This is a genomic window from Sulfitobacter pacificus (genome assembly GCF_030159975.1).
Taxonomy (GTDB): Bacteria; Pseudomonadota; Alphaproteobacteria; order Rhodobacterales; family Rhodobacteraceae; genus Sulfitobacter; species Sulfitobacter pacificus.
In genome coordinates this window covers 926343-940325 of sequence record NZ_BSNL01000001.1, presented here as the reverse complement: position 1 = coordinate 940325, position 13983 = coordinate 926343, and the positions used below count along the sequence as shown (strand labels likewise).

Below are 13983 nucleotides of genomic sequence, written 5' to 3'. Positions count from 1 at the left end.
GCAGCAGCCATATCATCACCAGCAAGGGCTATGGCGTGCGCGCGGGCCTCTGGCATAGCGGCGTCAAGGATTGCTGCGCCTCTGCCCTTAGTCTGAGGCTGGCCAAGGCCGAAGCAACCACTCAATATTACCAGCATCATCAGCAGGCAGATCTGTCTGGGAATCCTGTGCATCTTGTCTCCCTTCAATATAGTCTTTGGCGTTGTTTAGGTCGCTGCGAACCCGTTCACCCTTGCCGCCCGCGATGTAAGCCCAACCGATGGTGGCAAAGACCGCACCGATCAGTGAGGCAATCAGGTATAGCTTGAATGTGTTCATGTCGCCTCACGCCTCGTTGGTCAGTTTGGACCCGGCAGAGGTGATCAGCGGCAATGTCTTCAATCCAGTTACATGCGGCGGCGCGGATCCTTCCGGCCAGTGATACTGAGCATTGCGGGCCCATGGATCATAGGGGTTGATCGACACCATATTCCCCTGATTGCCACCAAGCCCCATGATGTCACCATTGCGATCACGGCCAGCAACAAAAGTCATGTGCCCACTGCCGGGACGTCCAGGGCGTTCCATTGACATCACCGCGCCCAAGGCTGGCCCAGCAAGCCGGGTGCCATACCCGTTCCACCGCCAACCCAACGCCGCTGCCCTGTGTTTGGGAACAATCGGCAATCCGGCAGCCAGAATCATCGCATTCGCAAATCCTGCGCACCAAGGCGTTTCATCATTGCGGAACGGAAGAGCCAGCCGCTCCCACCAGGTCAGAATTTCCGCGTTGTGACGCGGCCCCTTGATCTCTTTCAGCCCGAGATAGCCATATGCCAGACGCAACCAAGTCGGAATCTTGATCGAACCGTCCTCGGTGACAATGCGGGCCGGAACTGGTCGCACCCCCTTGAACAGCGCCGACATCGTGATTGGCCCTAGAAAAGAGCGAGGGCGCAAACCCTTGCTTGTCTTGAAGGCGATGATTGCCGCCTCAGTCTTCGGGCCGTTGATACCGTCGATCCGGCCTTGATAGTGGCCCAATTCAGCCAACCGGCGCTGCACCTTTTTCAGATTGATCCGCATAATACATCTCCCAAATGGAAATGGGGCGACCAAAGCCGCCCCTAATAGGCTATTCCGCCCGCTCAAATGTCAGAAGATACTCCCCACCCAACTCGAATTGATCGATGGCGGCCGGGTTGGTAATCGTCATTTCCAACTTTCCGCTGGGAGTAAATTTCGACCAATCCTCGTTCCCTTCGCCGTAGACCGGTTGCATTTCAACCGTAGCAACAGAATCGTTTTCATTGCTACGAGGCGCTTGGTGGTTGATCTGGGATACCCAGAATTTTGCTTGTACTTTCATCAGTCTTCTCCTTTGTGACCTGTTGACGCCCAGGCAAGCGATTGGGCTTTGCCCCAATACAAAAAGCCGCCCAGAGGCGGCCCTTTTTCGATGATGTTATGGATTGTTACTTTTCGTCGTCGCCGTGGATGCGCTTCCAGAGACGGCGCGGATAAAAAGCAACGGTTAAGATATTGTAATCTTCACGTTCTTCAGGCCCTAAGAGCAGCAAGAACCCTCTGAGCGCATGATATGTCGCGTACAAGCTCATCAGATTCCAGAACCAGTTTGACGAATTCCCCAGATCGAAACCCTGAAAGAAATCCCACCAAACAGAACGACCAACCCCACGAGCTGCCAGCCAGAACAACGCAGCCCCCAAGTGTACGGTCGCATGACCTCTGACACGAAAGGCATAGGGCGCAAAAGTCCTCATCACCAACAAGCCAAAGATTAGGGAAAGAACCCCTGTTACAACATTCGGCGCGACGATAAATTCCAAGAAACTACTCACTGACTTGGTCCTTACTTACGGGGTGGAATTGCCTCAGAGCGTCTTCGAGCCTTTGATGTACATCATCAAATTTAACGATCTGCTTTTCGTGATTTTTTTCAGCGGCTTCTAAACGAGCCTGTTTCTGAATACGGGCTGAACGATTGAATGGCCAAAACATATCAATCGCCCCCATCTGACTTAACCGCCATCAGAATGCGCTCCATGGTCAAAGTAATGCCATGAAATCGTTCGCCTTCTTTCTCGGTCTTGTCGAACAATTTGTCTGTCAGCGCGTCAATCCGCGCCTCTTTCTTATTCAGCAGATAGACAAGCCAGCCGATGACAGCACCCGGCAATCCGTATTCCGCAAAAATGGGGATTAGATCCGTCATTCAACGCCCTCCTTCTCTCCAAAAATTATCGTGTGGCCAGAGGGTACTTGAACAGCGAAACCGCGACCCAAAGGGCGATAGCGCAGATTGCTGACGTGCCGCCCGCGCGCAGCGCATCGTGGAATTCCCCACCAGCGCGCATCCGCGTCCAATTGTGGACGTGCAGCAGTTCGTCATGGATCAGACCAGCAATCCGGTATTTGGGGTTATGTGGATCGATCAGCCAGCGCAGGCCACGCGGAACGGAAACATCAAAGACGCGCCCGGCCGGTATCTTTAAACGGGTCTTTGAACGCGGCGTGCCCAGCCCCCAGTCGATATCGCGGGTGGTCACATACTTGATGCCGGACAGGTGCTGTGACCAGTCAGCAGGTGTTTCGAAATCAAGCATCAACGCGCCTTTGCCTCATCAGTCGCCATAAACACGGCCCGCAAATCAGGGATAAAAATGTGGCCCGCCTGCAGTTCACCATGCCAGAACGCATATCCTTCAGCGTCTGCCTCACGGCCAAAGCACTCCCGATAGAGCAACGTCAGATCGTCCACCGGCGATAAGGACGGCCCTGTGCGCAACCAAAGCATAGCGTTCGTATCGGTGAATTTCTTGAACGCGGTTGCAGGCGCGAAGCCGAGCAATCGGCCATGATCAAAAGCCCGAACCTGTACCGCCTCGAAAACCATGGCTTCCGACACGATCAACTGAGGGAAAGCCGCCCAAGACGCAGCGAACCAGGCTTCTACTTGATCCGGGATACTGTTGATCGTTTGGCCGTCATGCATGCCGCCGTTGTTGTTGGCGTTCTGGATGTGCTGGGCAGTTGGCTCAAAACCGGGAAAGCACAATGCCAGCGCGGCCAAAGCGTCTTTCGGCTTCGATATCGCCAATGCGCGGCGCATTTCAAAAGGGGTCATTATTGGCCCTCTTGACTAAATTGTTGCATCATCGCATTGGCCTGAACTTTCGCACCATCAAGAATGGCGGTAAATTCAGAAGGCAAAGACGCCTGCTCAAGCGCCTTGAGCGTCTTGCGGCGCAAACCTGTGGTCGCCGCGATCACCTTTGTGTATAGCCCCCCTTGCGCCACAATGGCCGCGCAAAGGTCCGCAGGGATTTCGCCATCAACAGCTGCCTCTGTTTCGATCATATCCGATTGATCTGTGGTTGCCGTACCCGCAAGATATGCTTTTGCTGCAGCTTCTTTTTTGATCCAAGAAAGCGGTTCGGCGTCCCCCGCGTCCATTGTGAACGGCGAAAGGAAATCGTTGATCCATTCCAGCATTGCGACCCGCGCTTCCTCAAAGGTCTGGAACGGCTGGCGATCTTCGATTTCTTGGGCGGTTGCGGCCCGAACCGTCCACTTGAATACAGACGCCCCATCAGAGTGCGTCGGCATTACGTCCCTAATGGCGATTTCAGTTTCCAGAATATCGGGATGGGGCTCGACGGACGTGATAAACGCGCCAAGCGGATTTATCTCTGCCGCTGTTGGGCTTTTACTCAACAACGACGGCAATACCCATTTTTTCAAATCTTTTACCGTATCTAATACAAGGTTTTCAGATGGTACGTGATAAGGCATTTATCATCCCTTTCCTAGTTTGCGAATTGTTCGGGGGTTTTGCAGCGTGTAAACATGGCCGTCAAAAAAGCAAAAATCCGTTACGTAGTGGTCGAGCGTGACGCTATCAAAAAGGGTATTGTCACCAACCCCATTGCTGATTTCCATTTTGTTGGAGGGACTTCCGGTTGCTATTAGATTTCGGCCATCATAGGTCATGCCACCGGGATACCCCCCGCTAAATGTGGTCCAGGTTTCTAGAATCGTGCTGCTAAATCCGTCATGCCTACGCACGTTCCCAGACTGGTCGGCCCATACGACATCCCCGTCTATGACTTCCATCGCCCCGATTGCGCGATTAGCTGTGTTAAACGATGAAAGCTCAGTATTTGACTTTCCGTCGTATTTAGCCAAAACACCCGGATTGTAAGTGTTGAACCCCGTGTTGATCGCGATCAAATCGCCACTTTCATCAAACCGGACGTGTTCTAAATATCTTGGGTTGCCTGGGAATTGAATAAACGACCCGATTTGAGTTGCGGAAAACCCGTCATATGTTCGAATCCGCCCAACATATGACCCGCTGCTCGATACAGTCACCAGAATTAAGTTTCCACTAGGGTCAAAAGTGATGCCCCTGCTAAACTCAGAAGCGATGGCCGGCAAAGTTACCGTTTCCAAAACTGTGGCATTCGGAGGTTCGTACCCAATGACTTGTTGCGTCATGTATTTTGCAAGGCTCATGCGAACTCTGCCCCGTTGAATGTACCAAGCCACGTCACGCCAAGATCGCGACTGGCAAAGGTATAGACCGCCTTTTCGCCCACGGCAGGAACATCAGGGGCCGCGCCGCCTTTCCACTCAACAGAAGCGGGGAAAGTGATTGTACGCAGCGTTGCGTCTTGCGTAATTTCAAGAACGAAGAAAATCACCTCGCCAGTTAAAGCACCAAAGCCCGACACGTCGAAAGTGAAAACTGTGTTTGCGGTAAGCGTCCCATAGTGGAATTGCGCGGCTGCTAGGTTCAAGGACGGCGTACCCCCTAAGAATGAGGCAGATCGTTCTAGACGCTGTGATGACATCGCCAGCCCCTTAACGCCCGCCCCCACATCGACCACTTGCAGAAGGTCGCCAAAATCACTTGATGTAAGATCAACCGGCGAAGATGCCCCCGCAGCCGCTGCATACAAGCCCGCCTGCGTTTCGCTAGCCGCTGCCTCATCCGCACTATCCGCCGCCTCGCCTGCCTTCAGGACCGCCTGCGCACGCCCCGCCTCAGTGGCCATCGCGTCGGCGTCAACCGCAGCAGCAACCAGATCAACATAGTCGTTTGAGTCCGCCATGTACTGGACAGCCAATGGCGTATATTCCACCCAGGCAAATGTTTTAGAGCTGAACAGTTGAGCGTCCGCTGCATCGTCAAGCGTTGGGCCATCAACCGCCGCCGGTTTTGTCGGTTTCGTCATTTTACACCTCTGGTCTGAAGATCAAGAATTGCCCCGCCCAAACGACGGCCCGTTGCCTCATCCCACATCACAGTTTCTCGAAAGCGCCAGTCGGAGACGTATCCGAAGGTCACGAGGTCGAGGACAAATTCGTTGGGAATGAAGGCACAACGCGCACCGGTGTTATCGGCCAGAATGCGTTCCGCAGCGGGTACATCGGTTGAATCCATATTGATCAGGAAACGGCGCTCAGGCACCCCGGCGCGCTGGGTGATGTCGACTTCACCAAAAGCATTTACCTCATAGGTACTGTTGTCGATGTAGCGTCTGTCGACTTCGGGTGAGGACTCCCCAATCACCCGATTACGGCCAATGATGATTTCAGCAACACGCGCAACATCACCAGTCGGCGATATCGTGACTTCAACGTCCCCGATCAAAGGGATCAAAGGCCCAAATCCGAATGAGGAACGGACCTCCCAGGGCGCAAACAGCACCGTCCAAGGCGTGTTGTGCCCTGCAAAATCCATAACAGTCGGGCTGGACGTTCGCTTTACGTTGTCATTGGCATCTAAATGCCTGAACGCCACCGACGCCCCCACCACCCCGGTGATATAGACAGAGGTAAAAAACGGCCCCGGCGTCACGCGAAACACAAGATCATTGCCGTCCGTTCGCTCGGCATAGGTTCCCGCACGCCCATCAAACGGAGCCATCTTGTTGGATGGCCCAATCAGAACCCACTGAATAGGCGCATATCCAACACCTATGAGTGGATCACTGGTAACGCCGTCAGCCTGACACTCATAAACATTTTGTTGCCGGACAACGGTATCCCCACTATTGTAGGTTCCCGCCACCCAATCGGGATGTAACTCCGGCGGTGATGTAGTGATCTGCGCCGCAGTAATGGGCATGGCCGGCAGAATTTGAAAACCCAGCGTCATATCAAGCCAACCCCTGCTTATTCACTGAAAGCAATCTGTTCAGCACGTCCTCAATGTCGGCATATTTTCGGACCGCCTCATTGTGATATTCGCGCATTTCCCGCGCAGTCATGGGGTCATCTTCAACCCGGCGAATACTTGCATGTGCCCGGGCCAGCAGTTGACCGGTCTGCGCCCGCGCCCGGTCAAATTCAACACGCGACTGAAACCTTGAGGCATCGATATCCTTCAAAGACTCCAGGGCTGGCATGAACGTCGATTCCCACGCTTTGCCAGTGGTGATCGCAAGCGCCACGATCCGCGCAGAAGCTTGCCGCGAAACATCGTTCACCTTGGTGGCGGTTTTGCTGATATCCCCAATGGCTGAGGTGAGTTTATCGCGCAGCGTATCCAGAGCATTGACAGAGCGACCGACCGATTGAGTTACCCGGACAGCTGCTGACTGACGTTCGCGCTCAAGATCCGCTGCAGCCTTTGCAGCACGCTCAGCTGCGGCCAAGCGCTCCTGACTGGCCTTGTCCTGAAGGTCATAGACTTTTTTGGCCTCATCAGCCAATTCGATGATTGCCAACTGCTGCGCCTTGGCGCGCTCCAGATCAGCCAAAGACGCCTGACCCTGCGCCACCATACCAAGAATACGCTGAACATCCGCAGCAGCCTTTTGCGCTGCTGATTGAAATGCAGCAGCCGTATGTGGCATTTCCATTCCGGCAGCCAAAAACGCCAACTTGGCACGGCTGGAATAATACTCCAACTGCTCAGATGTGCTGTAGAAATTCTGAACAACGAAATCCATACCCGCCGCAAATCGCGTACTGATCTCTGAAGCCACGTCCGAAATCCGGGCTGCCATCTCCGCCGCCGCAGCTGCTGCCTCACTCGTGACCTGAGCCTGTTCCTTTAGATAGTCGATGTATTCAGTCAGTGCCGGCGTGATCTGAATGATCCGCGCCGCGATATCTGTGGTGCCAACTTCCATCAGGCCATCAACAATCGCCCTGATCTGTTCGCGCGTTTGGGGCAAAGCCGCGTAGCCCATTTCCGTGAACATTTGTGAAAGGTCGCGACCAACATTCCCCATGCGCTCAGCCTGAGAATAAACCGCCTGATAATAGGCGTCCGCAGATTTGGCAAAACCTTCAACGCCACCGAACAAGTCAGAAAACCGACGCGCGGCATCGGCACCAAACACCGATACATCATGCAAGCGGAACCCAAGGTTTTTGAAGGTGCCGTTCACCACATCAATCGCCATCGCAAGGGCGCTCAACGTGGCCTGCGCTGTCTCACCTTCGCGGATCACCTCGAAGGCCCCCAGACCGGCAAGGCTCAGATCTTCTGCGATAGTCTGAAAAATCTCTTGGATTTTGGCATTGGCCGCCGCCTCATCCAAACCCTTGAGCGAAACCTTGATGTCGGATGCCCAGCTCGAAAACTTTTCCGCAGTCAGCCCAATCCGCTCACCTGCGGCCAAAACAGACGCCTTGATCCCAGCAATCGCCTTGGAGATCGGCCCCGCCACTTCATCATCTGCAGCGGATTCTTCTTCGCGGGTCTTTTTGCTCAGGCCCCAAAATCTCTTGGTTTGGATCTTCTCAAACTCGTTCACGAGGGTGCTTGTGCTGTTAGCAGCAACACGCAAACCGGTGTCCAACACTTTGATCTTCTTTTTGAAGAATGAAAATGCAGCAGCAACGGCAAGGACTGGCACCGCCAAAGCGCCGACGGCACCGGAAATCGCAGTTAGGGATCCCGTGGCAGCTGCCGAGATCTGCGCACCAATGTTTCCAAAGAGCGCGCCAATACCACCGCCCGTACCAAACAAGGATCCGAGCGCATTGCTAAATCCCCCGAAGGCAGCCGAACCAAGGGCACCAAGCCCCCCCGAAAGCGGTCCACCCGCACCGGGCACAGCGCCGGGCTTACCCGGAACGCCCGGTCCGGCTTCGTTAGACAGCCCCATGCTGAACATGATTTTATTCTGCGCTGCTGTCGCGATCATCTGTGACAGCGCTTGCTTGAAAGTATCCTTGATACCATCAATGAAGCCGCTGAAGTCCTTGAACCCGCGCGCAACGAAGTCACCTAAATGCCGCGATACACCACTGATCAACGGGACCAAAGTGTCATTTACGCCCTCCCCAACATCGCGGGCCAGCTGGCCAGCCCGATCAATCGCCGCTCGCGACCGCTCATCAAAACCAACGATCAGGCCATCGACAGCATATTGCCCGATTTCTGCGAAGACACGCGATGGCGAGTGAATCTCGTAATCCTTGCGCATCCATTTTGGCAACAGATCTGCCACACTACGAACGTAGGCAACCAAATCGTTCCATTTGTCTTTGATGCCTTTCTTGATCCCCGCGACAATTTGCGAACCAATATCCAGCGCTGCGTTGAATAGATCAGTTGCCATTTGTGCCAGTTCAGCAGCAATATCTTTTGCGAGATCACCTATCGCCGCGACCGCACCGGGCAGCGCAGCTGTAAATCCTGACACAAAGTCTTCAGCTGACTTCAATGCATCGGTGAATTTACCCGACACATCGGAAGCCAAATCCGTGACTGCTCTGCCCACTTTCTTCGCGATGTCAGCCGCATTTTTGCCGATAGTAGAACCTGCAAACCAATCGCCAAATTCCTTCAGTTGATCCAGCACCCCGGACCAATCACCCTCAAAAGCCGCCGCGATCATACCGGTGACCATTTCAAGGCCACGGGCAAACAACTCCAGACCTGCGGCAATGTTACGGAATGCAATTCCGGTCATTTCACCAAGCACTGTGTTTAAGTCCAGCAGCCCCGCTTTGGAGCTAGTAAATTCAGTGCCGCCAAACAGGGCAAAGAGTGACCCAAAGGCAGCAACAAGATTGCCGAACGCGCCCTTGATGTTGTCCCAAGCGGCACCAAGGCTATCCAATGCTGGCGCGATGTATCCCTGAATGCCCTCTGAAAACTGCACCCATGCCAACTTTACGGCCTCGACAATAGCGGTGATCGCCCCCCACCTTTGTTCAAGGTATGCGCCAGCCGCTGCAACAGCGGCCAACCCTCCGACGACAAGAACCACAGGGGCGGAAACCGCAGCCAAGCCGGTTGCAAGAAACCCAATTGCGATCAAAGCCGGGCCAAGTGCCGCCGCAACAGCCGTCGCAATCCCAGCAAATCGCTTTACCTCTGGAGACAGTTTCGAAAACCACTCCCCTACATCTGCGATGCGTTCGGCGATGGCTTGCAAAGTTGGGGCAAGCGCCACAGTGATCTGATTGGCCAACCCTTTTGTGACCAAACCCAAACCAGAAATTGCATCGTTTGCAGCTTCGATCTTGTCTGCGTCTACATCGGAAACACTGACACCAAATCGCTTAATTTGATCTGACGCAGCCTTAATTGTCTCTGGATCCAGCCGCGAGGCTACAAGCCCGGCACGATCCCCGAACAATTTAGCCGCTGTCGCAGCCCTCTGAGCTGCTGGCACCGTGCTTTCAATAGCTTGGTTGATCACAGCGATGCGCTGATCAAGGGGCAGCTGCATGAGATTTTCAGCAGACAGGCCCAAGCTGTCCAGCGCCGCCACAGCCGGGCCGCTACCAGCAGCCGCCTGACTGAGACGCTTGGTCAGCTGCAAAGACACCTGCTCAAGTTCACCAGTGGACACACCGGCAAGATCGGCAGCCCTGCCCAGGACCTGCATGGATTCAACCGAAGTATCCAACGATTGAGCCATCTTGGCCTGACTGTCGATCATGCTCAGCGATGATTTTACCGCCAAACCGGCGGCAGCGACAATTGGCAGGCTGACCCGCTTGGTAAGGTTTTTACCAAACTTATCAAAACGCTTGCCAACGTTGTGCAACCGCGCCTGTATCTTGCCCATATGCGCGGTCGCGCGCTTTGCGCCCCGCTCAAATGCCGCTGTGTCCAAAGACAACAGCGCGCGCAGGGCACCAATTTCAACGGCCATGTTTCATCGCTTTCCGTGTGTCATGTTCAAGTTTTACCCGCCGTCGAATTGCCTGAACCTCTGCGTCCACAATCGGGTTTTCCGACTGCGATACATTCAGTTCAGGGCGTTTCGGGTAATCGTTCGGGGCGTGATGCGCAGCCATGACATATTGCCCAATCATCCAGGCATTGACTTGGCTCCTATGCGCTGCACCTCGCATGTTATGGGCGATCTCGCGGAAACAGAGATCGCCCATATCCTTTGCTCTCAGGCCATGAGAGACCCATTCTTCCAGAAGGCTTCCAAAATCAAAGCGCGATGGCTTTATTTCTTGGCGGACTTCCGGCTGCGTCCGTTTCCCGCAGAGGCCTTTTTGGCTTCAGGAAACGCCTTTTCAGCAGCTGCAGCCAAGGCAAGCCCGACCTCTTCAACGCCAGCGTTGTCGATCAAATCGTAGGCCTCATCCTCGTCACCACCCTTCCCCGCATTCATCAGCGGACAAAGGAGCTGAACAAGCTTTTTGATGCGAAAGCCATCCTCACCGCCAATTGACTGCATAGCCTCACCAAAGGGCAGATCGTGGGCCTCTTCGATAGTGGCCATTGCGCGCGCAGACAGCTTGATGGCGTGCTGGCCACCTTCCCATTTCAGTACATGTTCACCAATCATGGGTTATGCCGCCACTGCTGGGGTGAACGTCGAAACACCGGTGCGCTTGATCGTGCCGGAAGCTTCGGTGATCCCCTCAACCTCGCGCGTACCGCCGCTCAGCTCGACAAAGCCCTTGTATTCATAGATTGCGCCCGTTGCTTGGCCATCATCGGCAGAAAGCGAGTGCCGCCATTCTGCGACGGTACCAGCAACTTCCAACGCGTACAGAGCTGCATAGTCATCGCTGTTGAAGTTAAACGTAAAGTTCACATCGTTGACATCCTTCAATCCGGGCGCGTATTCTTTGGTCCGCCCAGGGGACCCCATATGTGTACGGTCCTTTTTCTCAACTGAGTGTGTTGGGAGGTCTGCGGTTTTAAACTCTTTGACCCCGCTCCACGTCGTTCCGCCATCGGTGGACCATTCAAGAATGTCCCCATAGCCAATGGTGCTGACAGATTCTGTCATTATCTTTCTCCAGTTTTGATGATGCGGAGAGACCCGCGATTAGTCCCGGTAAGTAACCGAGAATGTCAGAGACACGCGCTGCAAGATGCTGGTGTCTCCCTCTATCCCGTCGCGGATCGCCTTCAGGAACACGCCCTGAACCGGTCCGCCCCGGTATCCTTCAAGAAGGCCGCTTACGGCCTTACTGGCGTCAAGCGCCTGCGGGTAGTCCTTGCCATAGCAGTCAATTTGCAACCGCGCCTGCATTAGTCCCTTGCCGCCCATGTGCATGTCGCGCAGGCCACCGACCCGATAAATTGCTGCCCGCGGTAAGCTGGCACGTTCACCAAGCGCACCCCATGCAAAATCGAACGGCAAAGCGGCCAACAACAGGGCGTCGATATGATCTTCCATGCCTAGCCCCCCGCCTTGGTTGCTTTGGCCTCGCTGCGCCGCGCCAGTGATTTTTGAATTTCCTCGAATAAGTCTTCGCCCAACGCCCGAAGCATCGTTCCACGGTTCGCTTCCCAAGCTGGTTGCAACATCGGGGATGGTGACACAGCGCCAACATACTTGCCTGACTCGTGGTATCGCGGCCCGGTCCCGAACTCGATTAGGTGCGCCTCAGGTGTGCCAAGAGCGCCACCCGGCGCACCAACAAACATATTCAAAGTACTGCTTTTGCGTTGCATGTGACTGTCTGCGATCTGCCCACGCGCCACGCGCGATGTAATCCGAAACACATCATCGGAACTACCCGGCCAAAGCGCATTGGCAAAATCCGCAACCGGTTTCAGATTCTTTTTCATCACGCGTCGCGCTACACCTTTCGATGTACTTTGTGGTAGTTGAGCAAGTGCTTGCTCCAACCCCTTGAAGCCTTCCATTTTCAACGAACTAGACATTGCCGCCGGATTCACTCAATGGGCCTTCGACGATCAGGTATACATCACCGGGCTGCGTGTGCCGGTCAACGTGCCGAATTTCAAAAACTTCAGAAGTGGCTATGTGGGTCATCTGATCTTGCGGTTTAAGCTGCCGTGTCTTCGCACTGACGGGCACACAAACCTTCATAGACAAGCGCCCAGCAACACGGCCACCCTCCAGCGCAACATCGCCCTTCAAGTGGATGAATGCAGCCCACGCCTCACAGTGCGCAATCAAAGGAACCTTTGTGGATCCGAGCCGACCACGCGCAGCTGGTGATGCTACCTGAAAAGAAACCCTATGCCCCCGCTTTCCCGGCTGCATTATCTTACCCAAACCTTGTAGCGCTGAAGCAAACGATCAATTGAAATCGGTAGCTCTGCGGAACTTTCCTTTGAGACAACTGGCGCGCGTTCCAAATAGTAGTGCGCCGCAAGTAGCAAGATTGCCTGCTTGATCGTATCCGGCACACTCGCTCCATCATCACCATAGCCCGCGACATAATCGATCCTGAGAGATTGGAAACCGTGACCAACGGGCCATACATCTGCGAAAACAACGGGAGCATCTTCAACCACATGCAAAGAAAAACCCGTCAAGTCAGCCTCAACCCAAGCACCCTCTGCATCGCGGAACGCCACTGATTCAATCGATTGTGCAGGTCGCAGGGACAATTGGACACCACTGCCATTAGAAGGTGGTCTAATGTACTCTCGCCAAGTTTGTGAAATAAGTGCGCGCCCCAACTCTCCATCGTCACCATCCAGCATTGCAATTGCAGTCGAAACACAACGTGCCAAAGTTCCGTCCTGCTCTCCATCGGTAAGGCGAAGATGCGATAGCAACTCGCCCTCTGTGACTGGGGTATTTTCTGGGGCGCTCATCAATTCCACAGCGGATCAGCCTTTCTTCTCAGCAGCCGCCTTGTCAGCAGCCGCCTTGTCAGCAGCCGCCTTGTCAGCAGCCGCCTTGTCAGCAGCCGCCTTGTCAGCAGCCGCCTTGTCAGCAGCCGCCTTGTCAGCAGCCGCCTTGTCAGCAGCCGCCTTGTCAGCAGCCGCCTTGTCAGCAGCCGCCTTGTCAGCAGCCGCCTTGTCAGCAGCCGCCTTGTCAGCAGCCGCCTTGTCAGCAGCCGCCTTGTCAGCAGCCGCCTTGTCAGCAGCCGCCTTGTCAGCAGCCGCCTTGTCAGCAGCCGCCTTGTCAGCAGCCGCCTTGTCAGCAGCCGCCTTGTCAGCAGCCGCCTTGTCAGCAGCCGCCTTGTCAGCAGCCGCCTTGTCAGCAGCCGCCTTGTCAGCAGCCGCCTTGTCAGCAGCCGCCTTGTCAGCAGCCGCCTTGTCAGCAGCCGCCTTGTCAGCAGCCGCCTTGTCAGCAGCCGCCTTGTCAGCAGCCGCCTTGTCAGCAGCCGCCTTGTCAGCAGCCGCCTTGTCAGCAGCCGCCTTGTCAGCAGCCGCCTTGTCAGCAGCCGCCTTGTCAGCAGCCGCCTTGTCAGCAGCCGCCTTGTCAGCAGCCGCCTTGTCAGCAGCCGCCTTGTCAGCAGCCGCCTTGTCAGCAGCCGCCTTGTCAGCAGCCGCCTTGTCAGCAGCCGCCTTGTCAGCAGCCGCCTTGTCAGCAGCCGCCTTGTCAGCAGCCGCCTTGTCAGCAGCCGCTGACTGTGGCGGCTGTGCATCTGCGTCAATCAGTTCAGCATAACCCGCACGGATCAGATCAGCCCCGATCTCATCTCCAAGAGTGGGTTTTTGCCCAACTGAATAGCTGTCCTTAACCGTACTGCAATTGACCAAAATTTCGACTTTCACGTCCGTCTCTCCTTTATAAGGGAAGTCAGGCCAGCACAGCCCGACTCCAA

Annotated in this window: 19 protein-coding genes; all 19 read right to left on the bottom strand. The window is 55.0% G+C overall.

The genetic code is table 11. The features are described 5' to 3' along the window. Positions 1-87: 87 nt before the first annotated feature. Entirely contained in the window at positions 88-318 is a 231-nt protein-coding gene (locus tag QQL78_RS04750) for a hypothetical protein (protein ID WP_284371050.1), read from the bottom strand. 6 nt (positions 319-324) lie between these two features. Further along, the gene (locus QQL78_RS04745; RefSeq protein ID WP_284371048.1) at positions 325-1065 is read right to left on the bottom strand and encodes an NlpC/P60 family protein; all 741 of its coding nucleotides are present in this window, start codon (positions 1063-1065) and stop codon (positions 325-327) included. 49 nt (positions 1066-1114) lie between these two features. Further along, positions 1115-1348, bottom strand: coding sequence for a hypothetical protein (locus QQL78_RS04740; protein ID WP_284371046.1), 234 nt, complete (start codon positions 1346-1348; stop codon positions 1115-1117). 106 nt (positions 1349-1454) lie between these two features. Beyond that, positions 1455-1841, bottom strand: coding sequence for a hypothetical protein (locus QQL78_RS04735; RefSeq protein ID WP_284371044.1), 387 nt, complete (start codon positions 1839-1841; stop codon positions 1455-1457). 161 nt (positions 1842-2002) lie between these two features. After that, entirely contained in the window at positions 2003-2215 is a 213-nt protein-coding gene (locus tag QQL78_RS04730; RefSeq protein ID WP_284371042.1) for a hypothetical protein, read from the bottom strand. Positions 2216-2240: 25 nt separating this feature from the next. Next, the gene (locus QQL78_RS04725) at positions 2241-2606 is read right to left on the bottom strand and encodes a DUF1353 domain-containing protein (RefSeq protein ID WP_284371040.1); all 366 of its coding nucleotides are present in this window, start codon (positions 2604-2606) and stop codon (positions 2241-2243) included. Continuing rightward, positions 2606-3127, bottom strand: a complete 522-nt coding sequence (locus QQL78_RS04720) for a DUF4214 domain-containing protein (protein WP_284371038.1) — start codon at positions 3125-3127, stop codon at positions 2606-2608. Before QQL78_RS04720 ends, QQL78_RS04725 begins: the two co-directional genes overlap by 1 nt. Beyond that, positions 3127-3795 (bottom strand): hypothetical protein, encoded by a 669-nt coding sequence (locus QQL78_RS04715; protein ID WP_284371036.1) that lies wholly within the window; start codon positions 3793-3795, stop codon positions 3127-3129. The genes QQL78_RS04720 and QQL78_RS04715 overlap by 1 nt, the downstream gene beginning before the upstream one ends. Before the next feature lie 3 nt (positions 3796-3798). Continuing rightward, complete coding sequence (locus QQL78_RS04710) at positions 3799-4518, bottom strand: YncE family protein (protein ID WP_284371034.1); 720 nt, start codon at positions 4516-4518, stop codon at positions 3799-3801. Further along, positions 4515-5240: a hypothetical protein gene (locus QQL78_RS04705; protein WP_284371032.1), complete on the bottom strand. Its 726-nt coding sequence runs from the start codon at positions 5238-5240 to the stop codon at positions 4515-4517. The genes QQL78_RS04710 and QQL78_RS04705 overlap by 4 nt, the downstream gene beginning before the upstream one ends. Further along, complete coding sequence (locus QQL78_RS04700; RefSeq protein ID WP_284371030.1) at positions 5237-6166, bottom strand: hypothetical protein; 930 nt, start codon at positions 6164-6166, stop codon at positions 5237-5239. Before QQL78_RS04700 ends, QQL78_RS04705 begins: the two co-directional genes overlap by 4 nt. A gap of 1 nt (position 6167) precedes the next feature. After that, on the bottom strand, positions 6168-10133 hold the full coding sequence (locus QQL78_RS04695; protein WP_284371028.1) for a hypothetical protein: 3966 nt from the start codon (positions 10131-10133) through the stop codon (positions 6168-6170). After that, positions 10123-10371, bottom strand: coding sequence for a hypothetical protein (locus tag QQL78_RS04690; protein ID WP_284371026.1), 249 nt, complete (start codon positions 10369-10371; stop codon positions 10123-10125). The genes QQL78_RS04695 and QQL78_RS04690 overlap by 11 nt, the downstream gene beginning before the upstream one ends. Before the next feature lie 68 nt (positions 10372-10439). After that, positions 10440-10784, bottom strand: coding sequence for a hypothetical protein (locus tag QQL78_RS04685; protein WP_284371025.1), 345 nt, complete (start codon positions 10782-10784; stop codon positions 10440-10442). A 3-nt stretch (positions 10785-10787) separates the two neighbouring features. Next, complete coding sequence (locus tag QQL78_RS04680) at positions 10788-11234, bottom strand: phage tail protein (protein WP_284371023.1); 447 nt, start codon at positions 11232-11234, stop codon at positions 10788-10790. 39 nt (positions 11235-11273) lie between these two features. Further along, on the bottom strand, positions 11274-11627 hold the full coding sequence (locus tag QQL78_RS04675) for a hypothetical protein (RefSeq protein WP_284371021.1): 354 nt from the start codon (positions 11625-11627) through the stop codon (positions 11274-11276). A gap of 2 nt (positions 11628-11629) precedes the next feature. Beyond that, the gene (locus QQL78_RS04670) at positions 11630-12133 is read right to left on the bottom strand and encodes a hypothetical protein (protein ID WP_284371019.1); all 504 of its coding nucleotides are present in this window, start codon (positions 12131-12133) and stop codon (positions 11630-11632) included. A 330-nt stretch (positions 12134-12463) separates the two neighbouring features. Further along, positions 12464-13024: a head-tail connector protein gene (locus QQL78_RS04665; RefSeq protein WP_284375448.1), complete on the bottom strand. Its 561-nt coding sequence runs from the start codon at positions 13022-13024 to the stop codon at positions 12464-12466. A gap of 15 nt (positions 13025-13039) precedes the next feature. Continuing rightward, positions 13040-13933: a histone H1-like repetitive region-containing protein gene (locus QQL78_RS04660; RefSeq protein ID WP_284371017.1), complete on the bottom strand. Its 894-nt coding sequence runs from the start codon at positions 13931-13933 to the stop codon at positions 13040-13042. Between the last annotated feature and the right edge of the window lie 50 nt (positions 13934-13983).

What these genes read in the sequence shown, in the direction of transcription:
- QQL78_RS04750 (WP_284371050.1), bottom strand. Translation starts at nt 318, where the DNA reads ATGAACACATTCAAGCTATACCTGATTGCCTCACTGATCGGTGCGGTC.
- QQL78_RS04745 (WP_284371048.1), bottom strand. Translation starts at nt 1,065, where the DNA reads ATGCGGATCAATCTGAAAAAGGTGCAGCGCCGGTTGGCTGAATTGGGC.
- QQL78_RS04740 (WP_284371046.1), bottom strand. Translation starts at nt 1,348, where the DNA reads ATGAAAGTACAAGCAAAATTCTGGGTATCCCAGATCAACCACCAAGCG.
- QQL78_RS04730 (WP_284371042.1), bottom strand. Translation starts at nt 2,215, where the DNA reads ATGACGGATCTAATCCCCATTTTTGCGGAATACGGATTGCCGGGTGCT.
- QQL78_RS04725 (WP_284371040.1), bottom strand. Translation starts at nt 2,606, where the DNA reads ATGCTTGATTTCGAAACACCTGCTGACTGGTCACAGCACCTGTCCGGC.
- QQL78_RS04720 (WP_284371038.1), bottom strand. Translation starts at nt 3,127, where the DNA reads ATGACCCCTTTTGAAATGCGCCGCGCATTGGCGATATCGAAGCCGAAA.
- QQL78_RS04715 (WP_284371036.1), bottom strand. Translation starts at nt 3,795, where the DNA reads ATGCCTTATCACGTACCATCTGAAAACCTTGTATTAGATACGGTAAAA.
- QQL78_RS04710 (WP_284371034.1), bottom strand. Translation starts at nt 4,518, where the DNA reads ATGAGCCTTGCAAAATACATGACGCAACAAGTCATTGGGTACGAACCT.
- QQL78_RS04705 (WP_284371032.1), bottom strand. Translation starts at nt 5,240, where the DNA reads ATGACGAAACCGACAAAACCGGCGGCGGTTGATGGCCCAACGCTTGAC.
- QQL78_RS04700 (WP_284371030.1), bottom strand. Translation starts at nt 6,166, where the DNA reads ATGACGCTGGGTTTTCAAATTCTGCCGGCCATGCCCATTACTGCGGCG.
- QQL78_RS04695 (WP_284371028.1), bottom strand. Translation starts at nt 10,133, where the DNA reads ATGGCCGTTGAAATTGGTGCCCTGCGCGCGCTGTTGTCTTTGGACACA.
- QQL78_RS04690 (WP_284371026.1), bottom strand. Translation starts at nt 10,371, where the DNA reads ATGGGCGATCTCTGTTTCCGCGAGATCGCCCATAACATGCGAGGTGCA.
- QQL78_RS04685 (WP_284371025.1), bottom strand. Translation starts at nt 10,784, where the DNA reads ATGATTGGTGAACATGTACTGAAATGGGAAGGTGGCCAGCACGCCATC.
- QQL78_RS04680 (WP_284371023.1), bottom strand. Translation starts at nt 11,234, where the DNA reads ATGACAGAATCTGTCAGCACCATTGGCTATGGGGACATTCTTGAATGG.
- QQL78_RS04675 (WP_284371021.1), bottom strand. Translation starts at nt 11,627, where the DNA reads ATGGAAGATCATATCGACGCCCTGTTGTTGGCCGCTTTGCCGTTCGAT.
- QQL78_RS04665 (WP_284375448.1), bottom strand. Translation starts at nt 13,024, where the DNA reads ATGAGCGCCCCAGAAAATACCCCAGTCACAGAGGGCGAGTTGCTATCG.